This window comes from Saccharopolyspora dendranthemae (genome assembly GCF_007829955.1).
Classification (GTDB): domain Bacteria; phylum Actinomycetota; class Actinomycetes; order Mycobacteriales; family Pseudonocardiaceae; genus Saccharopolyspora; species Saccharopolyspora dendranthemae.
The window spans coordinates 1356342-1378277 of the sequence record NZ_VIWX01000002.1 but is presented as its reverse complement, the minus strand read 5'-3'; the positions used below and the strand labels follow the sequence as shown (position 1 = coordinate 1378277).

Sequence of the window (21936 nt, the reverse complement as noted above, 5' to 3'; positions counted from 1 at the left end):
GCGGCATGTCAGACCGGCACAACGATCCAAGTGGTTTCCTGTCCGCCATCGACGAGCGCGTTCTCGTCGCCGACGGCGGCATGGGTACCGCGTTGCAGGCCTACGACCTCAGCTTGGACGACTTCTCCAACCTGGAGGGCTGCAACGAGATCTTGAACGTGACCCGGCCCGACGTGGTGTCCTCGATCTATCGGGGCTACCTGGAAGCGGGCTCGGACGCGATCGAGACCAACACCTTCGGCGCGAACTGGGCGAACCTCGCCGAGTACGACATCCCGGAGCGCATCCGGGAGCTCGCCGAGGTCGGCTCGCGGCTGGCCCGCGAGGCGGCCGACGAGTTCTCCACGCCGGACCGCAAGCGGTTCGTGCTGGGTTCCATGGGACCGGGCACCAAGCTGCCCACCCTGGGCCACGCGCCCTACGCGAAGCTGCGCGATGCCTACTACGAGCAGGCCCTGGGCATGCTCGACGGCGGCATCGACGTCTTCCTGGTGGAGACCTCGCAGGACCTGCTGCAGACCAAGGCATCGATCGTGGGCGCCAAGCGCGCGATGGCCGAGACCGGGCAGGAGCTGCCGGTCATCGCGCAGGTCACCGTGGAGACCACCGGCACGATGCTGGTCGGTTCCGAGATCGGTGCGGCGCTGACGGCGCTGGAACCGCTGGGCATCGACCTGATCGGGATGAACTGCGCGACGGGTCCCGCGGAGATGAGCGAGCACCTCCGGGTGCTGGCGCAGAACTCGCGGATCCCGCTGTCGGTGATGCCCAACGCCGGTCTTCCGGAGCTCGGCGCCAACGGTGCGGTGTACCCGCTGCAGCCCGACGAACTGGCCGAGGCGCTGGCGGGCTTCGTGCGCGACTACGGCGCACGGCTCGTGGGCGGCTGCTGCGGTACCACCAACGACCACGTCCGCGCGGTCGCCGAAGCAGTGGGTGGCACCGCCCCCACCGTGCGCACGCCGGAGGTCATCCCGGCGATCTCGTCGGTGTACCAGAGCGTTCCCTTCGACCAGGACGCCTCGATCCTCAACGTCGGTGAGCGCACCAACGCCAACGGGTCCAAGGCGTTCCGGGAGGCGATGCTCGAGGAGCGCTACGAGGACTGCGTCGAGATCGCCAAGGCCCAGACCCGCGAAGGCGCGCACATGCTGGACCTGTGCGTGGACTACGTGGGCCGGGACGGCACGCACGACATGCGGGAGCTGGCCTCGCGGCTGGCCACCGCGTCGACCCTGCCGATCATGGTCGACTCCACCGAGCCCGACGTGATCGAGGCCGGCCTGGAGGAGCTGGGCGGTCGCTGCGCGGTCAACTCGATCAACTACGAGGACGGCACCGAGCCGGGCGGCCGGTTCGACCGGGTCATGCGGATGGTCCGCGAGCACGGTGCCACCGTCGTGGTGACCTGCATCGACGAAGAGGGTCAGGCGCGCACCAAGGACTGGAAGCTGCGCGTCGCCGAGCGGATGATCGAGGACCTGACCACCAACTGGGGTCTGGAAGAGTCGGCGATCATCATCGACTGCCTGGTCTTCCCGATCACCACCGGTCAGGAAGAGGTCCGCAAGGACGCCATCGAGACGATCGAGGCCATCAAGGAGCTCAAGCGGCTGCACCCGGACGTGCAGACCACGCTGGGTCTGTCCAACGTGTCCTTCGGTCTGAACCCGGCGGCCCGCCAGGTGCTGAACTCGGTGTTCCTCAACGAGTGCCGTGAGGCCGGGCTGGACTCGGCGATCGTGAACTCGTCGAAGATCCTGCCGATGAACAAGATCGACGAGGAGCCGCGCAAGGTCGCCCTGGACCTGGTCTACGACCGGCGTGACGGGGAGTACGACCCGCTGCAGAAGCTCATGGAGCTCTTCGAGGGTCAGACCGCGAAGTCCTCCAGCGCCTCGCGCGCCGAGGAGCTGGCCAAGCTCCCGCTGTTCGAGCGTCTGCAGAAGCGGATCGTCGACGGTGAGCGCAACGGTCTCGAGGACGACCTCGACGCCGGCATGCAGGAGAAGGCCCCGATCCAGATCATCAACGAGGATCTGCTCGGCGGTATGAAGGTCGTCGGTGACCTCTTCGGCTCCGGCCAGATGCAGCTGCCGTTCGTGCTGCAGTCCGCCGAGGTCATGAAGGCGGCGGTGGCTCACCTCGAACCGCACATGGACAAGGACGACTCCGGCGGCAAGGGCAAGTTGCTGCTGGCCACGGTGAAGGGCGATGTCCACGACATCGGCAAGAACCTGGTCGACATCATCGTCTCCAACAACGGCTACGACGTGGTCAACATCGGCATCAAGCAGCCGATCAACACCATCATCGAGGCCGCCGAGGAGAACAAGGTCGACGTGATCGGCATGTCCGGTCTGCTGGTGAAGTCCACCGTGATCATGAAGGACAACCTGCAGGAGATGAACTCCCGCAGCGTCGCCGACAAGTACCCGGTGATGCTCGGTGGCGCGGCGCTGACCCGCTCCTTCGTGGAGCAGGACCTCGACGAGGTCTACGAGGGCGACGTCCGCTACGCCAAGGACGCCTTCGAGGGCCTGAACCTGATGGACCGCCTGATGTCCATCAAGCGCGGCGACTCCCCCGAGGAGGACGCCGCCGAGGAGGCCAAGAAGGCCGAGCGCAAGGAACGCCGCGCGCGTTCCCAGCGCATCGCCGAGAAGCGCAAGGCCGAGGCCGGTGACGAGCCGGGCTACGACGACACCACGCGGTCCGACGTGGACGGTGACGTCGAGGTCCCGACTCCGCCGTTCTGGGGCTCGAAGGTGGTCAAGGGAGTCGCGGTCAACGACTACCTGCAGCTGCTGGACGAGCGGGCCACGTTCTTCGGCCAGTGGGGCCTGCGCGGGGCCAAGAAGGGCGAGGGAGCGACCTACGAGGAGCTCGTCGAGTCCGAGGGCCGCCCGCGGCTGCGCCACTGGATCGACGAGCTGTCGACGCAGGGCATCCTGCAGCACGCGGCAGTGGTCTACGGCTACTTCCCGTGCGTGACCGAGGGCAACCACCTCATCGTGCTGGACAAGGAGGAGCCCGACGCCCAGGAGCGGCACCGGTTCTTCTTCCCCCGGCAGAAGCGTGACCGCCGGCTGTGCCTGGCCGACTTCTTCCGCACGCGGGAGCAGGCCGAGCAGACCGGTCAGGTCGACGTGCTGCCGATCCAGCTGGTGACGATGGGCCAGCCGATCGCCGACTTCGCCAACGAGCTGTTCGCCAAGAACGCCTACCGGGACTACCTGGAGGTGCACGGCATGGGCGTGCAGCTCACCGAGGCGCTGGCCGAGTACTGGCACCGCCGCGTGCGGCGCGAGATGGCCTGGGCCAACGGCGGAAACGTCGCGCAGGACGACCCGACGGACGTCCGCGAGTTCTTCAAGCTCGGCTACCGGGGCGCTCGTTACTCGTTCGGGTACGGCGCGTGCCCGGAGATCGAGGACCGCGCCAAGCTGGTCGACCTGCTGGAGGCCGAACGCATCGGAGTCGAGCTCTCCGAGGAGTTCCAGCTGCACCCCGAGCAGTCGACCGACGCGATCATCGCGCACCACCCGGAAGCCAAGTACTTCAACACCTGATTCCGCTGTCCATCAGCTGCTGATCAGAAAGAAACAGAAGGGGAGTCATGAGCGTCAAGTTGCAGAAGGTCAACGGCCTGGAGTTCGCCGTGAAGGACCTGGGGTTGGCTGAGTCTGGTCGGCATCAGATCCGTTTGGCCGAGCACGAGATGCCGGGTTTGATGGCTACGCGGAAGGAGTTCGCTGCTAGTCAGCCGTTGAAGGGTGCGCGGATTGCGGGTTCGTTGCACATGACGGTGCAGACGGCGGTGTTGATCGAGACGCTGGTCGCTCTGGGTGCGGATGTGCGGTGGGTGTCGTGCAACATCTTCTCGACCCAGGATGAGGCTGCTGCTGCGGTGGCGGTGGGTCAGGGCACTCCGGAGGCTCCGGCGGGTGTTCCGGTGTTCGCGTGGAAGGGCGAGACGCTGGAGGACTACTGGTGGTGCACCGATCAGCTGTGGGATTTCGGTGACGGCAAGGTCGCGAACATGATCCTGGATGATGGTGGCGACGCGACGCTGCTGGTGCACAAGGGTGTGGAGTTCGAGGCTGCGGGTGCGGTGCCGCAGCCGGCGGCTGATGACCCGGATGAGTTCAAGGTCGTTCTGGAGACGTTGCGCAAGTCGGTGGCCGCGGATGGTAAGCGGTTCACGAAGCTGGCGGGTGAGATCAAGGGTGTGACCGAGGAGACCACCACTGGTGTGCACAAGCTGGTGGAGTTGGTGAAGTCCGGGGAGTTGTTGTTCCCGGCGATCAACGTGAATGACTCGGTGACGAAGTCGAAGTTCGACAACAAGTACGGGTGCCGGCACTCGTTGGTGGATGGCATCAACCGTGCCACGGATGTGCTCATCGGTGGCAAGGTCGCTGTGGTGGCCGGTTTCGGTGATGTGGGTAAGGGTTCCGCGGAGTCGTTGCGGGGTCAGGGTGCCCGGGTGATCGTGACGGAGATCGACCCGATCTGCGCGTTGCAGGCGGCGATGGAGGGTTACGAGGTCAAGACCCTGGATGAGGTTGTCGAGTACGCGGACATCTTCATCACCACGACGGGTAATTACGACATCATCACCGCTGATCACATGGCGAAGATGAAGCACCAGGCGATCGTGGGCAACATCGGTCACTTCGACAACGAGATCGACATGGCGGGGCTGGAGAAGACTCCGGGTGTCCAGAAGTTGGAGATCAAGCCGCAGGTTCACGAGTACACGTTCACCGATGGGCACAGCATCATCGTGTTGTCGGAGGGTCGTTTGCTGAACCTGGGCAACGCGACGGGTCACCCGTCGTTCGTGATGTCCAACAGCTTCACCAACCAGACGATCGCGCAGATCGAGCTGTTCACGAAGCCGGGTGAGTACGCCAAGGACGTGTACGTGCTGCCCAAGCACCTCGATGAGAAGGTCGCGCGTCTGCACCTGGACGCGCTCGGGGTCAAGCTGACCAAGCTGACCAAGGCGCAGGCCGAGTACATCGGCGTCGACGTCAACGGGCCCTACAAGCCCGAGCACTACCGCTACTGATCCGGTCCGTGGTCACCGCTCTCCGCGAGCGGTGACCACCCCCGGATCCGCGAACATCGGTGAGCCCGGGGAACTTCCGCTCTCCGGGCTCGCCGATCGGGTCGAAACCCTTCTCATTGAAAGAAAACGGTCCCTGCCGTTGAGAGCAGGTTCGCAGGCGTATCTCTCGAGCGCTGCGGTGACCGAAGTCGACAGAAGGAAAACCTGAGGCCGACATGACCACCATCGCACTCGAACTGGTTCCGCCCGACCTCGACGGCGGTGTGCAGAGGGCCGTTGAAGAAGGACAGAAGATCGCCGAGCTCAGCCGCCAATTCGGGCTGACCGGCCGCATTCGGCACGTGATGATCCCCGGGATCATCCAGGAGGACGGCGACCGCCCGGTCGACTTCCGCCCCAAGATGGACACCATCGACTTCTGGCGCACGATCCAGCCGGAGCTCGGCTCCGACGTGCGCGGCCTGTGCACGCAGGTCACCGCCTTCCACGACGAGCGAGCCCTGGGCGAACGCCTGCAGGCTCTGCGCGACGTCGACATGGACGGCATCGCCTTCGTCGGCGTGCCCCGCAACATGGCCGACGGCGAAGGCCCCGGCGTGGCACCCACCGACGCCCTCACGAAGTACCAGGACGTCGTCCCGCACCGCGGGTCCATCCTCATCCCGACCCGGGAAGGGGAGCAGGGCCGCTTCGGGTTCAAGTGCGAGCGCGGCGCCACCTACGGGATGACGCAGCTGCTGCACTCCGACGCGATCGTGGACTTCCTCGCCGAGTTCGCCCGCACCACTCCGCACCGCCCGGAGATCCTGCTGTCCTTCGGGTTCATCCCCGGTGTGGAGAGCAGCAAGAAGCTCATCCAGTGGCTGATCCAGGACCCGGGCAACGAGGCCGTCGCCGCCGAGCAGGAGTTCGTCGCCAAGACCGCTGAGCTCGGGTTCGAGCAGCGCAAGCAGGCGGTCGTGGACCTCTACAAGCGCGTCGTCGACGGCGTGCGCGACCTCGGTTTCCCGATCAGCATCCACCTCGAGGCCCCCTACGGATTCAACGCTCCCGCGTTCGAGACGTTCGCGGCGATGCTGGACTACTGGGAGCCCGGCAAGTAAGGAGTCGTTCCGGAATCGGTTCGCTCCGATCCCACGAGCCACCCGGCTGGGAATCGCGAAACCCCGCCACCGCAGCGCGACACGCCTGCGGGGGCGGGGTTTCGTGTTGTCCGGGGCAGCGTTCGAGTGAGAATCGGCGGCCCCTGATCGCCCGTCCTCTGCGCTAGGGGTCATCAACCGCCCCACCGGGGGAGGCGGCCGTCGTGTTCGTGCCTCCGTTCGGGTGATCAGCGGAGCCCGAATCGGAACCGAGCGGAGTGATCAAAACCCTTCCGGGTTTCACCGCGGCCGATGGCGGTCGTTCTCAGCGGATCATTTCTTCGCTAAGGTCGAAACGCTCGCCAGCGGTTACGATGACGAATTGTGCAACGGCGCACCTGAACGCGAATGGATCTCGTGCGCCAAACCGAGAAGAACTCGCAGCTGTGGGGTCCGGTGCGCGCACGCCGACCGTCTGCAGCGCCGGGAGGAATCCGTCGATGCCGTCTTCACCTGCAGGTTCGAGGTTCGTCGGCTCGGTCGCGGTTCACCGGATCGTCGGATTGCGAACTGGATTCGGATTGCTTCGCACGACACCGAGCGTTCCATTCGGAAACTGATCCGCAACGCGAAAGACCAATTTCAGTGTTGACGAGGAATGGGCGATGAGCGCGACCGAGACGCCATCCAGAAGTGAACTCACGCCGCTCGACTGGGCCTTTCTGTGCATGGAGCACGAGGACGCGCCCATGCACGTCGGGGCGGTTGCGGTGTTCCGCGCCGAGAGGCCGGTGGACCGCGACCGGCTGCGGCGACTGCTCGCCGAGCGAGCCGGGCGCATCGGCAGGCTGCGGATGCGGCTGGAACGCTCGTGGCTGCAACCTCACTGGCGCGAGGCCCGCGACTTCGACGCCACCGAGCACGTCTACGACCACGAGGTGCCCACTCCCGGTGGTCGTGAAGAGCTGGCGGTTCTCACCTCCGAGCTGGTCGCCGACCCGCTGGACCAGCGCCGCCCGCTGTGGGAGCTGCACCTGATCACCGGGCTCGCCGACAACCGGTTCGCGGTGCTGATGAAGTTCCACCACTCGCTGGTCGACGGGCACGACGCCGTCGAGGTCGGGGTGCGGCTGCTCGACGAGTTCACCGACCTGACCGACACGCCCGCGGCTACGTCGCCGAACCCGCTGGACGAAGCGCTCGGCCTGATCCGCCGGCCGGAGAAGCTGGTCGGAGCGCTGCGCGGAACGCTGTCGAAATCCGGCGAGTCGCTGGGCATCGCCGCGTCGGTCATGCGCAACGTGCGGATCCCGGTGCAGTCGTCGCCGATGCACGCCTCGACCTCCCCGGCCCGCAGGCTCGGGCTGGTCCCCATCGACCTCGCCGACATCCGCCGCATCCGCACCCGGCACGGCGGCGGAACCACCAACGACGTGGTGCTCGCGGTGATCGCGGGAGCGCTGCGCCGCTGGCTGGCCGCGCGCGGCGCCGACGTCGACGAGGTGCCGGTGCGCGCCCTGATCCCGGTGTGCCGCCGACGCAGCAACCAGCCGCGCAGCGGCAACAACCAGCTCTCCGGCTACCTGTGCGGACTCCCGGTCGACGAACCCGACCCGGCATCGCGGCTGAGGACCATCCGCGAGGAGATGAGCGCCAACAAGAGCGCGGGCCCGATGCGCGGACCCGGAGCGTTCCCCGTGCTGGCCGGGAGGTTGCCGCAGCTGCTGCACCACCTGGCCACACCGCTGGTCGCGCAAGGCGCGCCGCTGCTGTTCGACACGATGGTCACCAACGTGCCGCTGCCGAGGTTCCACGCCGCGCTCGACGGCGCCGAGGTCGCGGAGCTGTTCCCGGTCGCCCCGCTGGCCGCCGGGCAGGCGCTGTCGATCGCGGTCTCGCAGTTCCGCGACACCGTGCACATCGGGGTGCAGGCCAACCGGGCCGCCCTGCCAGACCTGGAGAAGCTCACCGAGGCCCTGCCGCAGGCGGTGGCCGAACTCAGCGACGGGACGTGAGACGTGGCCTCAGCGGAACCCCCTCCGTTATCCGGATTCCAGTGGTTGTATGGCGGCATGGACCTCATCGTTCGCACCGAGCACGGCGCTGTGCGGGGCACCACCGACGACGGCGTCATGGCCTTCAAGGGCATTCCCTACGCGGCGTCGCTCGACGGTCCGCGCCGGTTCCGGGCGCCGGTCCCGCCGCAGCGCTGGGACGGGTTGCGCGACGCCTCGCAGTACAGCGCGTCGGTTCCGCAGGCCTCGGTCGAACCGATGCCCTCGCCGTGGAAGGCCGGTGACTCCACCGACTGCCTGACGGTCAACGTGTGGACGCCGGACCGCGGCGGGCACCTGCCGGTGATGGTCTGGTTCCACGGCGGAGCCTTCCTGGGCGGGACCGCGTCGACGGATGGTTTCAACGGGGTCAACCTGGCCGGCAGCGGCGTGGTCGTGGTGACGGTGAACTACCGCGTCGGCTACGAGGGCTTCGGCTGGGTGGAGGACGCACCGGCCAACCGCGGCATCCTCGATCAGCTGGCGGCGCTGCGCTGGGTTCGCGACAACATCATCTCCTTCGGCGGGAACCCCGACAACGTCACGATCTTCGGGGAATCGGCCGGCGCGGTCTCGGTGGCCACCCTGGTGGCGGGTTCGGGGCGGCGGGGGCTCTTCCGCCGTGCCATCGCGCAGAGCCCGGCGTCGATGTACCTCGACGAGGACGAGCACCGCAAGATCGGCGAGCTCATCACCGGCCCGCTCGGCGTCCCGGCCACCGCCACCGCGCTCTCGGAGCTGCCCGCCACCGATCTGCACGCCGCGCAGGCCAACGCCATGGCGGAGATCAACAACAACCGCGCGGCCTGGACCAACAGCACGCCCCACCACGTGGTGCTCGACGGCGAGGTGCTCTCGGAGCTGCCGTGGGTGGCGATGCGCCGTGGCGCGGCCAACGGCATCGACGTGATCGCCGGGTTCAACCGCGACGAGGCGACCGCGTTCACCGCCGACCTGCCCGTGGAGTTCCGCGATTTCGAGGGACTGGCGCGGGGCGTGCACCTGCCTCCGGCCGCGGTCGCGGAGTACCGGTCCGCGTACCCGGGCGTGGCCGATTCCGATCTCTACACCGTGCTGCTCAGCGACCGGCTGTTCCGGATGCCCGCAGTGTGGATGGCGGAGGCGGTGGCCGCGGCCGGCGGGCGCGGCTTTCTCTACGAGTTCACCTGGGAGACCGCCCAGCGCGACGGGGTGCTCGGTGCCTCGCACGGCTTGGACGTGCCCTTCACCTTCGGCAACTTCGACGACCCGCTGGCGAAGGTGATGCTGGGCGAGGAGCCTGCGGGGGCCGACGAGCTGTCCGGCGCGATGCGCGACGCTTGGACCTCGTTCGCCGCCACCGGCGATCCCGGCTGGCCCGCCTACGGTCCGGCCGAACGGCAGACGCGGATCCTCGACGTCCCGGTGTCGCTGGCCTCCGATCCGATCAGGGGGTCGCGGCAGATCTGGAACCCGCTGTTCCCCGAGCTCGACTAGGAGGTCGTGCTCGCTCGGCGACCGCCCGAGGCCTCGAACTTCTCGTTCCTCCGGCAGGGTTAATGTGTGGGTGGGTCGCCCAGCAGGAGGTAGCAGATGGTGGAGAACTCGGACAACGCCGCTCTGCACGCGCTGCGGCAGGTCTTGCCCGACGAGGTCGTGCTCACCGATCCCGACTCCACCGGCCGCTTCTCCCACGACGAGGCCGAGTGGGCGCCCTGGGACAAGCCGCTCGCGGTCGTGCGTGCCCGCAGCACCGCGGACGTCGTCGCGGCCGTGCGGGTGTGCGCTGAGCACCGGGTTCCGGTCGTGCCCCGCGGCGCGGGAACCGGGCTCTCCGGTGGGGCGAACGCCATCGACGGGTGCGTGCTGATCTCCGTCGAGGGCATGGACGAGATCCTGGAGATCAACCCTCGCGAGCAGCTCGCCGTGGTGCAGCCCGGTGTGGTCAACGACCACCTGCGCGCCGCCTGCCGCGAGCACGGTGCGTGGTACCCGCCGGACCCGGCCAGCTCGCCGTGGTCGACGATCGGCGGCAACGTCGCCACCAACGCCGGCGGCGTGTGCTGCGTGAAGTACGGCGTGACCCGTGACTACGTGCTCGGCATGGAGGCCGTCGTGGGCTCCGGCGAGGTCGTGCGGCTGGGGCGGCGCACCGCGAAGGGCGTCGCCGGGTACGACCTGTGCGGGCTGTTCGTCGGGTCGGAGGGCACGCTCGGCGTGGTCACCGAGGTGACCGTCAAGCTGCTGCCGGGCGTGCGGGCTCCGGAGCGAACCGTGGTGGGCTACTTCGACTCGCTGGTGGCCGCCGGTGAAGCCGTCGCGGCAGTCGCCGCCGAGGGGATCGTGCCCTCTGCTCTGGAACTGCTCGACCAGCACTGCCTGCGCGCGGTCGACGAGTGGAAGAACATGGGCCTGTCGGCCGAGGCCAACGTCCTGCTGCTGGGCCGCTCCGACGCTCCCGGGCAGGCGGGGGAGCAGGAGGTCGACGCCCTCGTCCGCTGCTTCGACGCGGCGGGCGCCACCTGGAGCGCCCGCTCCACCGACGAGCAGGAGGCCGACGCGCTGTTCGCGGCCCGACGGCTCGCCTACCCGGCGCTGGAGCGCCTCGGCCCGCTGCTCACCGAGGATGTGTGCGTGCCGCGCGCCCTGGTCCCCGACATGCTCGCGCGCATCGAAGCCGCTGCTCAGAAGCACGACACGCAGATCGCGAACATCGCCCACGCCGGCGACGGGAACCTGCACCCGCTGATCATCACGCCGCCCGGTGACGACGAGGCGCGCCTGCGCGCCCAGCGGGCCTTCGACGACATCGTGACCGACGCGATCGACCTCGGCGGCACCGTCACCGGCGAGCACGGCGTGGGCCTGCTCAAGCGCAAGGGCCTGCACGCCGAGCTCTCGCCGAAGGTCGTCGACATGCACCGCGACATCAAGAGCGCCCTCGACCCCGCCGGGATCTTCAACCCCGGCAAGGTCTTCGGCGACCCCTCCTGACCGTCCTGCGCTCGACCAGTCCCAGTTTTAGGGGTCATTGGCAGAATCACTTTGCTTGGCGGTGCGGGTGGCGGAACCTCACACGCCGCCTGGACTCCGTGCGCCACTCCTTTTGTATGCCAATACACGGCGTCGCGGCGTACTCGCCAGACAGCGTGTGAGAACCCGCGGCGGTGCGGGCTGAGTCCCACACCTGAAGCAACGGCACCCGCCGCATTCTGAAACGACTCCTTAGTCCAAACCGAGCCATGATCATGTCCGGATTGTCCGCTCAGTTTGGACTAAAACTGGGACCCGGGGGACTCCGAGGAGTTAGCCCGGACGGCGGGACCGGACCGAGAGTGCTGCGAAGGTGATCACCGCCAGACCGCCCAGCAGCGTCGGCAAGGTGAGCGGTTCGGCGAGGATCAGGACCGCCCAGCCGATGGTCATGACCGGCTGGACGAGCTGGATCTGGCTGACCTGGGTCATCGGCCCGATGGCAAGCCCCCGGTACCAGGCGAGGAATCCGAGGTACTGGCTGACCAGGGCGAGGTAGGCGAAAGCCGCCCACTGAGCCGGGGTCGCGCTCGGCGGTTGTTCGGCGATCGAGATCGCGGTGAGCACGACCATCACGGGTGCGGCGAGCACGAGCGCCCAGGACACCGTCTGCCAGGCCCCGAGTTCCCGCGCCAGGAGGCCGCCTTCGGCGTACCCGACCGCGGCGGCCACCACGGCGCCGAACAGCAGCAGGTCGGCGAGGTGGAGTCCGCCCAGGCCCTGCAGTGCGGCGAAGGCGACCGTGGCCAGCGCTCCCAGGCCTGCCGCGATCCAGAAGGTCCTCGGCGGTCGTTCGTGCCCGCGCACCACGGCCATCACGGCGGTCGCCGCGGGCAGCACTCCGATCACGACGGCACCGTGGCTGGCCGGGGTGCTGGTCAGCGCGTAGGAGGTGAGGAACGGGAACCCGACGACCACACCGGCCGCGACCACGGCGGCGCGGGCCCACTGGCCGCGGTTCGGGAGCCGCTGCCTGGTGAGCAGCAGGGCGGCGAAGGCCATCAACCCGGCGACGGCGCCACGACCAGCACCGATGAACAGAGGGGAGAGTCCACCGACCGCGACGCGCGTGAGCGGGACGGTGAAGGAGAACGCCGTGACGCCGAGGAGCCCCCAGGCCAGTCCCGAGCGCGGCGAGGATAGCGCCGTGTCCCTGATGGCAGTAGCGCTACTATTGTCTGTCATGGTTGACGATAGCAGTGCGCGCATTGTCGCGGAACTCCGCGAGTGGATCGCGACGGCGCAGGCGGGTGCGAAGCTCCCGTCGACGCGTGAGCTCGTCGCCCGGCACGGAGTCAGCCCCGTCACCGTGCAGAAGGCGTTGCGCACTCTCGCGTCCCAGGGAGCGGTCGAAAGTCGCCCAGGTGTGGGCACGTTCGTCCGATCCGTGCGCGTCGCCCAGCCGAGCGACTACGGCTGGCAGACCGCGGCGCTGGGTTCGCGGAAGAACAACCGCCCGACCCTGTCCGCCGCCATGCGTCCCGCTCCCAACGACGTGATCGCGCTGCACTCCGGCTACCCGTGCCGCGAACTGCTACCGGAACGGCTCGTCCGGTCCGCGTTCACCCGTGCCGCCCGCAGCGATGCGGTCGTCGGCAGGCCGCCCACGGCAGGCGTTCCGGAGCTGCAGGCGTGGTTCGCCGCCGAGCTCGGCACCGCGGCGCCGGGCGACGTGGTGATCTTCCCGGGCAGCCAGAGCGGGCTGAGCGCGATCTTCCGCGCGCTGGTAGGTGCAGGGCGCCCGCTGCTGATGGAGTCGCCCACGTACTGGGGTGCGATCGTGGCCGCTGCGCAGGTGGGCGTGCAGACGGTCCCGGTTCCCAGCGGACCGGACGGCCCCGATCCGGACCAACTCGCCGGTGCCTTCGCGCGCACCGGCGCCCGCGCGTTCTACGCCCAGCCGAACTACGCCAATCCGACCGGAGTGCAGTGGTCGTCGCGTCTGGCCGGGGAGGTGCTGGACGTGGTCCGCCGGAACGGCGCGTTCCTGATCGAGGACGACTGGGCGCGCGATCTCGGCATCACGACCGAACCCGAACCGGTGGCGGCCCGGGACGAGGACGGGCACGTCGTCCACCTGCGATCGCTGACCAAGACCGTGTCGCCTTCGGTGCGCATCGCCGGGGTGATCGCGCGCGGCCCAGCGCGGGAGCGGATCCTCGCCGACACCCAGTCCGAGGCGGTCTACGTCAGCGGGATGCTGCAGGCCGTGGCCCTGGACGTGGTCACCCAGCCCGCCTGGCGCCGATACCTGCGCGACCTGCGCCGGCAGCTCACCGCTCGCCGCGACCTGCTGGCCGACGCCGTGCGCGAGCACGTTCCCGGCGCGCACCTGGAGATCCCGGCCGGTGGCCTCAACCTGTGGGTGAGGCTGCCGGACACCACCGATCTGGCCGCGCTCGTGCGGGACTGCGAGACCGCCGGGGTCGTCGTCGCCCCTGGTGACGAGTGGTTCCCGGCCGAGCCGACCGGCCGCTTCCTGCGCCTGAACTACGCGGGCCCGAACCCCGGCACCTTCCCCGAAGCGGCACGGCTGATCGGTGAGGCGCTCAGCCGACGAGCTTGAGGGCGGCCGTTTCGACGGTGTGCTCGTCGAGCAGGACGTGGTAGGCGGCGGCACCGAGCGGGATGAAGCTGTCCTCGCTGGCCACGCGTCCGATCCGGCCGGTGAACCCGGCGTCGACGAGCGCGGTCACCACCGACTCGGAAACGCCTCCGCTGCGGCGGGTTTCGTCCACGACGAGCACCTTCCCGGTGGCTTCCGCCGCTTCGAGGAGGTCGTCGAGCGGCAACGGGGCGAGCCAGCGCAGGTCGAGCACCCGGGCCCGCACGCCTCGGTGACTCAGACGCTCGGCCACGCGCAGGCTCATCGGGACGCCGTTGGCGAAGCTGACGAGCGTGAGGTCGCCACCGTCGCCGTGAACGCGGGCGCGACCGAGGGGCACGTGGTGCTCGCCCGGGGCGGGATACCGGGCCAGCCAGCCGTCGTCGCCCGATTCGTGCAGGTCGCGGGTGTGGTAGAGGGCGATGGGTTCGAGGAACGCGCACACCCTGCCGTCCTCGCGGGCGGCGGCGACACAGGTCCGCAGCATCGATGCCGCGTCGTCCGGCCGCGACGGGGAGGCGACCACGACACCGGGCAGGTCGCGCAGCGCGGCCACGCTGTCGTCGTTGTGGAAGTGGCCGCCGAAGCCCTTCTGGTAGCCGTAACCGGCGATCCGCACGACCATCGGGTTGGTGTAGCGGCCGTCGGAGAAGAAGCTCAGCGTGCTCGCCTCGCCGCGCAGCTGATCGGCCGCGTTGTGGAAGTAGGCGAGGTACTGGATCTCCGGGATCGGCACCATCCCCGCCAGACCCGCTCCCAGCGCCGTGCCGAGGATGCTCTGCTCGTCGAGCAGGGTGTCGAAAACCCTGCTGCCGCCGAAGGTCTTGCGCAGGCCTCGGGTCACTCCGTAGACACCGCCCTTGCGGGCGACGTCCTCGCCGAAGACCACGACCTTCTCGTCGCGGCCGAGCTCTTCGGCCAGCGAGCGGTTGATCGCTTGCGCCAGCGTCAGCGGGCCCTCGTCCTCCGGTGCGGTGCGGAAGTTCTCGCCCCGGCCCGCCGGGACCTCGGCGGCGCGGTCGGCGATGGCCTCGGGGGAGTGGCGGTGCAGCGCGCCCATCACCTCGGCGGCGCTGCCGAGCTTGCGGCGGGTCAGAGCGTCCTGGGCGATCTCGGCCACCTCGGCGCGCTTGGCCTCGTACCGCGCCATGACCTCGTCGGGGGTGAGAACGCCCTGGGAGATCAGCGCTTCCGCGGTGGCCAGCAGCGGATCGCGGTCGTGATCGGCGGTGATCTCGGTGCGCGAGCGGTAGGACGACTCGACGTCGGAACCGGCGTGGCCCATCAACCGGACCGTGCGCAGGTGCAGGAAGGTGGGTGCTCGGTGCTCGCGCACCCACTCGGCTGCCTCCCGGGACACGCGCAGGCACTCGACGGGATCCGCGCCGTCCGCGGTGAAGTACCGCAGTCCCGGCCGATTCCCGTAGGTGGAGGCGATCCAGCCCGACGGGGTGCGCACGCTGATGCCGATGCCGTTGTCCTCGCACACCAGCAGCAGCGGCAGCGGCAGACCCTGAAAACCGCAGTGCAGTGCGGAGTTGATGGCGCCGACGGCGGTGGAGTGGTTCGCCGAGGCGTCCCCGAAGCTGCACACCACCACCGAGTCCGCCGGCCACTCGGCAGGCACCCCCAGCCGCGCGCCGCGCTCCAGCGCGAAGGCGAGCCCCACCGAGCGGGGCAGGTGCGAGGCGATGGTCGAGGTCTGCGGGATCACCGACAGGTCGCCGTGCCCGAAGACCTTGTGCCGCCCGGCGGAGATCGGCTCGTCCGCCGAAGCGACCACGCCCAGCAGCACGTCGCGCAACGGCGTGCTCCCGGCGACGGAGCGGGCTCGCTCCAGGTAGAACGCCCCGGAGCGGTAGTGCAGCAGCGCCGGATCGCTCACCCGCAGCGCCGCTGCCACGGCCGCGTTCGACTCGTGCCCGGACGATCCGATGCTGTAGAAGCCCTCACCGCGCTTGCCCAGCTCGCGGGCCTTGAAGTCCAGGTGCCGACTCCCGGCCTGGGAGTCGAACAACCCGACCAGGTCCTCTCCCGAGACACCGGTGGACCGGATCCCGGTGGAGTTCCGGACTGCCAGGTGGGGGACCGCGTTGCGGAAGTGCTCGTCGATGGGTTCGGTCATGATTGCTCCCACTCGGATGCGACCGCTGTGCAGGACTTGGCGAGGAACTCCAGGGCGACCGGGAGCAGCGGGTTGGTGTTCTGCTTGCGGTAGAGGACCTTCACCCGGCGACGCGGGTCGAAGCCGACGATCTGCGCGACACCGCGCTGGTCGTGGGGGATCGCCAGCGCGGGCAGGACGGCGACGCCCAGCTCCCGCCGGACCAGGTCGCGGATGACGGAGTAGTCGTTGCTGCGGAAGGTGATTCGCGGTGCGAAGCCCGCCGCGGCCGTCAATCGGACCAGCGAGCGGGCGCCCGCGGTGTCCTGCCGGGTGCAGATCCAGTTGTCGCGCGCCAGATCGGGCAGCTCCACGCGGGTTCGGCCGGCCAGGCGGTGCGATTCGGGCAGAACCACGTGCAACGGCTCGGACAGGAGCTCTTCGGCGCACAGCTCCACCGGCCACCGGCGCGGATCCAGGTCGTACTCGAAGACCAGGGCCGCGTCCAGCACGCCGTCGAGGACGCCGTCGACGACCTCGTCCGGTTCGCCCTCGTCGAGCTGGACCTCGGCGTTCGGGCGTTGCGAGATGACCGAGGCCAGCACGTCGGGCAGCACGCGCGAGTTGGCGGTCGCGAAGGACGCCAGCCGGAGGCTGCCCTCCTCGCCGACCACCATCGCCCGGACCTCGCGCTCCAGGGAGTCCAGCGCGTTGAGCGCGTCCCGGCTGCGATCGGCCAGCCGGAGCGCGAGCGCGGTGCTGCGGGCGGAGCGCGCCGCCCGCTCGAACAGCGGCGCGCCGATCGCGCGTTCCAGCAGCACCATCTGCTGGGACACCGCTGAGGCGGTGTAGCCCAGGATCCGACCGGCCTCGGCGAACGAGCCGGTCCGCACGCACTCCTGCAGCGTTCTGAGATGAATCGGGTTGAGCACGCGGACTCCTCACCGCCTCCGATGGGTTCAGGCCGGCACGGGCGAGCGGCCGCGCAGCCGCATCGCTTCGCGGACCCGCTGCTGAGCCATCTCCAGCGCCGCGGCGTGCGGGAGCGATCCCGAGACGGCCGCGGTCTCCAGCACCAGCAGGGTGTTGCGCCGGGTCCGGGTCGCGACCTCGTCGAGGATCCTGGCGGGTTCCGGGCGGAACGGGGAGTACCTCGCGTCCATCGCGAACCCGGCGGCGATCGCTCCACCGGCGTTGGCGATGAAGTCCGGCACGATCTCCACCCCGCGAGCGGCGAGCGCCCGGCGAGCGGCGACGCTGGTCGGCAGGTTGGCGCCCTCCACGACCAGCCCGGCGCGGATCCGGGCGGCGACCGACTCGTCGATGACGTCCTGCCGGGCGGCCGGGATCAGCACGTCGCAGTCCACCGTCAGCTCCTCGCCGTGCGAGATGCGCTGCGCGGGGGTGGCTTTCGCGACGCAGGTGTCGCCGAACTCCGCCCGGGCCGCCAGCCACGCGGGAACGTCGAGACCGTTCGGGTCGTGCACCGAACCGTCCGCTGTGGACAGCGCGACCAGCTGGGCTCCGAGCGCGCTCAGCCGCGCTGCGGTGGCCGTGCCGACGGCGCCGAAGCCCTGCACCGCGATCCTCGCGCCGGCGACCGGTTTTCCCGCTCGTTCCAGCGCCGCCAGGGCGGCTTCGGCGACACCGTGCCCGGTCACCCCGAGCTGGTCGTAGGGAACCCCGCCGAGGGCTTCGGGAACACCGACGGCGGCCCCGCGATCGCCGAGCTCGTCCTGGATGATCGCGGCGTCGTGCTCGGTCATGCCCATGTCGAGCCCGGCGACGTAGCTGGCCGGGATCTGGTCGGCCAGGCGGCGCGCGAAGGCCCGCACCACGGCTTCCTTGTCGGGGGAGCCCGGGTCGGCGACGATGCCGGCCTTCGCCCCGCCGTGGAAGAGGTCGACCGCCGCCCACTTCCAGGTCATCACCCGCGCCAGCCGGGCGATCTCAGCGGTGGTCACGCTCGCGGCCATCCGCGTACCGCCCTTGCCGCTGCCGCGCGCGGTGTTGTCGATGACCAGCACGCCCCGCATCCCGGTGCGCGCGTCGGAGACGCAGACGACCTTCTCCGGGCCCCACTCGTCGATCTCCTGCAACAGATCAACCACGGTTGTCCCTTCCTACACGCAGTTGTGCTCGGGCCGGGGCGCGGCGCCGTCGAAGCGGCGCACGTCGAGGCCGGAGACGTCGATGGGCGGTGTGCGGCCCAGGACCAGATCGCGCATCACCTCGCCGATCGCCGGGCTCTGCAGGAAGCCGTGCCCGGAGAAGCCGGTGGCGTAGTAGAACCCGCCGTCGTGGCCGACCAGCGCGTTGTGGTCAGGGGTGATCTCGTAGAGCCCGGCCCAGCCGTGCGCGACACCGGCCTCGGCCAGCCGAGGGGCTCGGTGCTCCACGGCCTCGCCGAGCCTGCCCAGCCACCGGTCGTCGGTGCCCAGCCGGAATCCGAACTCCTCGTCCGGGTCCGACATGCCGACGAGCATCCCGGGGCCTTCCTCGTGGAAGTAGAAGCTGGTGGCGAAGTCGATCGTGAACGGCGAACGCGGCGGGCGGTCGGGCATCGGCTCGGTGACCAGGATCTGCCTGCGCAGCGGGCGCACCGGCAGCTCGACGCCGGCGAACTCGCCGATCGCCGCCGACCACGCCCCGGCCGCGCACACCACCGCGGTGGTGCGCACCGACCCCTCGGCGGTGCGCACCCCGGCGATCTCGCCGCCACGGAGGTCGATCCCGGTCACCTCCACGCCGTGTCGCAGCACCGCGCCGTGCTCCCGGGCCGCGCGGGCGTAGCCCTGCACCACGCCCTCCGGGGTGCAGTGCCCGTCGGTGGGCGAGTAGGCCGCCGCCAGCAACCCGTCGGGGGAGGCCAGCGGTGAGAGCGCGCACGCCTGCTGCGGAGTGAGCATCCTGCTGGGCACGCCCAGCGAGTTCTGCAGCGCGACGCTCGTCTCGAACGCCGTGACGTCGTCGGGATCCGACAGCAGGAACAGGTACCCCTGCTGCTTGAGGTCGATCTCGCCGCCGGGCCTGCGGGCGAAGTCCTCGAACGCCGTCAGGCTGCGCTGCCCGAGCTCGATGTTCACCGGGTCGGAGAACTGGGCCCGGACACCTCCGGCCGCCTTGCTGGTGCTGCCCGAACCCAGTTCGGCGCGCTCCAGCAACAGCACGTCCGCGCCGGCTTCGGCGAGGTGGAAGGCGGTGCTGACGCCCACCGCCCCGCCTCCGACGACCACGACCTCCGCTGAGGGCGGGAGCACTACTACTTCCCGCCGAGTTCCGGAGGCAGTCGGAAGTCGAGCTCCGGCTCGACGGTGTCGACGTCCATCTGGGCCTTCTGCAACTTGCCGGAGAAGTCCCAGTTCAGCGACTGCCAGCGGGTGAACTGGTCGAGCACCCAGATGCCCGACTGGCGGCTGCCGTTGCCGGACTTGCCGTTGCCGCCGAAGGGCAGGTGCGCCTCGGCACCGGACGTGGAGTTGTTCACGCTGACCATGCCCGCCCCGGTGCCCTGCCGGAAGCGGAACGCCTTGGCCGGGTCGGAGGTGTAGATCGCCGCCGAGAGCCCGTAACCGGGGGCGTTGCCGAGCTCGATCGCCTCGTCCAGCGTCTCGTAGGTGGTGATGCCGACGATCGGGCCGAAGGTCTCGTTGCGGAAGATGTGGTCGTCGCTGCGCATCCCGTCGACCAGCACCGGGTGGTAGTACAGGCCGGATGCCGGGTCCCCGTGGAATCCCTTGCGCGGCTTGTCGTTCGAGATGCGCCCGACCGAGTCGGAACCGAGCGGGGTGTGGTGCGGCTGCAGGGTGTCCAAGATGGACTCGAAGTTCTCGGCGAACTTCGCGTCCAGCATCGGCCCGTAGAGGACGTCGCCGCTCGGCTCGCCGACGGTGGCCGCGCGCAGGGCCGCGTCCAGGCGGGAGGTGAACTCGTCCTTGACGTCGCGGTGCACGATGAGGTTGCCCAGCGAGGTGCAGCGCTGGCCCGCGGTGCCCCACCCGGAGAACAGCGCGCCCTCCACGGCCAGGTCCAGGTCGGCGTCCTCGGTGACGATCATCGGGTTCTTGCCGCCGAGCTCCAGGCACGGGCTCTGCAGGTGGCGGCCGCACAGCTCGCCGACCCGGGTGCCCACGGCGCTGGAGCCGGTGAAGCCGACCTTGTTGACGGTTCCCGCCTCCAGGGAGGCCTCCAAGCCCTTGAAGGTCGCTTCGCCGTCGGTGTAGACGAGGTTGAGCACGCCCTTGGGCACGCCGGCCTTCCACGCGAGTTCGGCCACCGCGCGCGCCGCGCCCGCGGCGTACTCAGCGGGCTTCCACACGACCGCGTTCCCGCACAGCAGCGCCGGGACCAGGTACCAGGACGGCACCGCCACCGGGAAGTTGCCCGCGGTGATCACCACCGCCACGCCGACCGGCGCGCGGAAGGTGAACAGCTGCTTGTCGGGCATCTCGGAGGGCACGGTCTGCCCGTAGAGCCTGCGGCCCTCGCCGAGGAAGAAGTCGCAGGTGTCGACGATCTCCTGCACCTCGCCGAGCGCTTCGGCGTAGGGCTTGCCGATCTCGCGGGTCACCAGCCGGGCGAGCGATTCCTTGTTGGCCTCGACGAGACGTCCCAACCCGGCGATCACGCGACCGCGCACCGGGGCGGGCACCTCGGCCCACTCCTTCTGGGCGCGGTGGGCCTGCTCGGTCGCGACCCGCAGGGTCTCGGGGGTGCCCAGCGCGACCTTGGCGACGACGTCGTCGAGGTTCGCGGGGTTCTTCGAGAGGTACTCGCCTCCGCCGTCGATCACCTCCGGGGCGTCCGGGCCGATCACGGAGCTCAACGTCGCCTGCACCGACATGCACCTCTTCCTGCTCGGGACCACGCTGGGATCACCGTAGAACGCCGGAGCCCGCCCTGTTGAGCATCAGAAGGGTGATTTCTCGTCTCGCTGAGATCCAGCATCGCTGCTGCTGCCTTCCGGTGGGCCCACCGATGTGCCAACGTCGGGCAGCATGAGGTTCCTCAGCGACACGGACGTGGCGGCGGCGCTGGACTACGACGCCGCGATCGCCTCGCAACGCCTGGCCTTCGAATCCCTGGGGCGGGGAGAGGCCCAGCAAGCGGCGAAGACGGCGATCAGGACGGGAGAGGACACGGCCCTGTCGTACCTGAGCAGGCTCTCGCCCCGGCACGGCCCGGTCGCCAAGCTCGTGTCCGTGAACCCCGGGAACGCCGCTCGCGGCACGGCGTCGATCAACGCCACGGTCCTGGTGCTCGACGCCGAGACGGGAACGCTCACCGCGACGATGTCCGGCACCGCGCTCACCGAGCTCCGCACCGCCGCGGGCAGCGCCGTCGCCCTCGACGCCCTGGCGCCGACCGACGCGGACGTGCTGGCGGTGATCGGTTCCGGAGTCCAAGCCCGAGCCCACGTGCGCGCCGTCTCCCGAGTCCGCGCGCTCACCGAGGTCCGGGTGCACAGCCGCGACGCGGCCCGCCGCGAGTCCACCGCCGCTGCGCTCGCCGCGGAGCTCGGACTCGACGTCCGGCCGGCCGCCACCGCGGCCGAGGCGGTCCGCGACGCGGCGATGGTGGTCGCCTGCACCCTGAGCCCCGACCCGGTCGTCGAGACCGCCGATCTCGCCCCGGGTGCCACCGTGGTCAGCGTCGGGAGCTTCGAACCCCACCGCCGGGAGGTCGACGGCGACCTCCTGCGCGCAGCGGACAGGATCGTCGTCGACGACGTCGACACGGCCGCCCACCACGCGGGTCCGATCATGGCCGCCCTCGACACCGGCGACCTCGACAGGGACGGACTGACCCCGCTCGGCACGATCCTCACCGCCCAAGCCCCGGGCCGAAAATCCGCCGAGGAGCTCATCTTCTACAACAGCGTCGGCATCGGCGTCCAAGACGCAGCAGCAGCCCTCGCAGTCCTGGGCTTGCTGTGATCGCGAGTGCCTCATGCGGGTGACGGTTACCCAACATCGTGCATAAATCCTCCTGGAGCTTGATCG

General features: G+C 69.7%; 14 protein-coding genes. 8 read left to right on the top strand and 6 right to left on the bottom strand.

Annotation, left to right across the window (positions count from 1 at the left end; all coding sequences use genetic code 11):
- Positions 1 to 5: 5 nt before the first annotated feature.
- From metH to FHU35_RS15055, 6 genes are all read left to right on the top strand, one after another.
- Entirely contained in the window at positions 6 to 3572 is a 3567-nt protein-coding gene (gene metH / locus FHU35_RS15080; protein ID WP_145739769.1) for a methionine synthase, read from the top strand.
- A 47-nt stretch (positions 3573 to 3619) separates the two neighbouring features.
- Positions 3620 to 5077, top strand: a complete 1458-nt coding sequence (gene ahcY, locus FHU35_RS15075) for an adenosylhomocysteinase (RefSeq protein WP_145739510.1) — start codon at positions 3620 to 3622, stop codon at positions 5075 to 5077.
- Positions 5078 to 5292: 215 nt separating this feature from the next.
- Complete coding sequence (locus FHU35_RS15070; protein ID WP_145739767.1) at positions 5293 to 6180, top strand: mycobacterial-type methylenetetrahydrofolate reductase; 888 nt, start codon at positions 5293 to 5295, stop codon at positions 6178 to 6180.
- Between the two features lie 644 nt (positions 6181 to 6824).
- Entirely contained in the window at positions 6825 to 8174 is a 1350-nt protein-coding gene (locus FHU35_RS15065) for a wax ester/triacylglycerol synthase family O-acyltransferase (protein WP_145739765.1), read from the top strand.
- Positions 8175 to 8231: 57 nt separating this feature from the next.
- Complete coding sequence (locus tag FHU35_RS15060) at positions 8232 to 9689, top strand: carboxylesterase/lipase family protein (RefSeq protein WP_145739763.1); 1458 nt, start codon at positions 8232 to 8234, stop codon at positions 9687 to 9689.
- A gap of 96 nt (positions 9690 to 9785) precedes the next feature.
- On the top strand, positions 9786 to 11186 hold the full coding sequence (locus FHU35_RS15055; RefSeq protein ID WP_145739761.1) for an FAD-binding oxidoreductase: 1401 nt from the start codon (positions 9786 to 9788) through the stop codon (positions 11184 to 11186).
- Positions 11187 to 11498: 312 nt separating this feature from the next.
- Here the strand turns inward: FHU35_RS15055 and FHU35_RS15050 are convergent, their stop codons facing one another.
- Positions 11499 to 12410 (bottom strand): DMT family transporter, encoded by a 912-nt coding sequence (locus tag FHU35_RS15050; RefSeq protein WP_145739759.1) that lies wholly within the window; start codon positions 12408 to 12410, stop codon positions 11499 to 11501.
- On the opposite strand from FHU35_RS15050, the gene FHU35_RS15045 reads away from it, so the two are divergent.
- Positions 12409 to 13791: an aminotransferase-like domain-containing protein gene (locus FHU35_RS15045; protein ID WP_145739756.1), complete on the top strand. Its 1383-nt coding sequence runs from the start codon at positions 12409 to 12411 to the stop codon at positions 13789 to 13791. The genes FHU35_RS15050 and FHU35_RS15045 overlap by 2 nt on opposite strands.
- On the opposite strand, the gene FHU35_RS15040 is transcribed toward FHU35_RS15045, so the two are convergent.
- Genes FHU35_RS15040 through FHU35_RS15020 form a run of 5 tightly spaced genes read right to left on the bottom strand, consistent with a single transcriptional unit; the run spans position 13775 to position 20777 of the window.
- Positions 13775 to 15955: a thiamine pyrophosphate-dependent enzyme gene (locus FHU35_RS15040; RefSeq protein ID WP_145739754.1), complete on the bottom strand. Its 2181-nt coding sequence runs from the start codon at positions 15953 to 15955 to the stop codon at positions 13775 to 13777. The two genes, FHU35_RS15045 and FHU35_RS15040, sit on opposite strands and share 17 nt — an antisense overlap.
- Positions 15952 to 16866, bottom strand: a complete 915-nt coding sequence (locus FHU35_RS15035) for a LysR family transcriptional regulator (RefSeq protein ID WP_145739752.1) — start codon at positions 16864 to 16866, stop codon at positions 15952 to 15954. Before FHU35_RS15035 ends, FHU35_RS15040 begins: the two co-directional genes overlap by 4 nt.
- Positions 16867 to 16893: 27 nt before the next feature.
- Positions 16894 to 18045: a Glu/Leu/Phe/Val family dehydrogenase gene (locus FHU35_RS15030; protein ID WP_186459422.1), complete on the bottom strand. Its 1152-nt coding sequence runs from the start codon at positions 18043 to 18045 to the stop codon at positions 16894 to 16896.
- A gap of 12 nt (positions 18046 to 18057) precedes the next feature.
- Positions 18058 to 19194 carry an NAD(P)/FAD-dependent oxidoreductase gene (locus FHU35_RS15025; protein WP_145739750.1) on the bottom strand — a complete coding sequence of 379 codons (1137 nt, stop codon included), beginning with the start codon at positions 19192 to 19194 and terminating at the stop codon, positions 18058 to 18060.
- A 2-nt stretch (positions 19195 to 19196) separates the two neighbouring features.
- Entirely contained in the window at positions 19197 to 20777 is a 1581-nt protein-coding gene (locus FHU35_RS15020) for an aldehyde dehydrogenase family protein (protein WP_145739748.1), read from the bottom strand.
- A 154-nt stretch (positions 20778 to 20931) separates the two neighbouring features.
- Between FHU35_RS15020 and FHU35_RS15015 the strand changes: the two genes are divergently transcribed.
- Positions 20932 to 21870, top strand: coding sequence for an ornithine cyclodeaminase family protein (locus tag FHU35_RS15015; RefSeq protein WP_145739746.1), 939 nt, complete (start codon positions 20932 to 20934; stop codon positions 21868 to 21870).
- The last annotated feature ends 66 nt before the right edge of the window (positions 21871 to 21936 follow it).

What these genes read in the sequence shown, in the direction of transcription:
- metH (WP_145739769.1), top strand. Translation starts at nt 6, where the DNA reads ATGTCAGACCGGCACAACGATCCAAGTGGTTTCCTGTCCGCCATCGAC.
- ahcY (WP_145739510.1), top strand. Translation starts at nt 3,620, where the DNA reads ATGAGCGTCAAGTTGCAGAAGGTCAACGGCCTGGAGTTCGCCGTGAAG.
- FHU35_RS15070 (WP_145739767.1), top strand. Translation starts at nt 5,293, where the DNA reads ATGACCACCATCGCACTCGAACTGGTTCCGCCCGACCTCGACGGCGGT.
- FHU35_RS15065 (WP_145739765.1), top strand. Translation starts at nt 6,825, where the DNA reads ATGAGCGCGACCGAGACGCCATCCAGAAGTGAACTCACGCCGCTCGAC.
- FHU35_RS15060 (WP_145739763.1), top strand. Translation starts at nt 8,232, where the DNA reads ATGGACCTCATCGTTCGCACCGAGCACGGCGCTGTGCGGGGCACCACC.
- FHU35_RS15055 (WP_145739761.1), top strand. Translation starts at nt 9,786, where the DNA reads ATGGTGGAGAACTCGGACAACGCCGCTCTGCACGCGCTGCGGCAGGTC.
- FHU35_RS15045 (WP_145739756.1), top strand. Translation starts at nt 12,409, where the DNA reads ATGGTTGACGATAGCAGTGCGCGCATTGTCGCGGAACTCCGCGAGTGG.
- FHU35_RS15050 (WP_145739759.1), bottom strand. Translation starts at nt 12,410, where the DNA reads ATGACAGACAATAGTAGCGCTACTGCCATCAGGGACACGGCGCTATCC.
- FHU35_RS15040 (WP_145739754.1), bottom strand. Translation starts at nt 15,955, where the DNA reads ATGACCGAACCCATCGACGAGCACTTCCGCAACGCGGTCCCCCACCTG.
- FHU35_RS15020 (WP_145739748.1), bottom strand. Translation starts at nt 20,777, where the DNA reads ATGTCGGTGCAGGCGACGTTGAGCTCCGTGATCGGCCCGGACGCCCCG.
- FHU35_RS15015 (WP_145739746.1), top strand. Translation starts at nt 20,932, where the DNA reads ATGAGGTTCCTCAGCGACACGGACGTGGCGGCGGCGCTGGACTACGAC.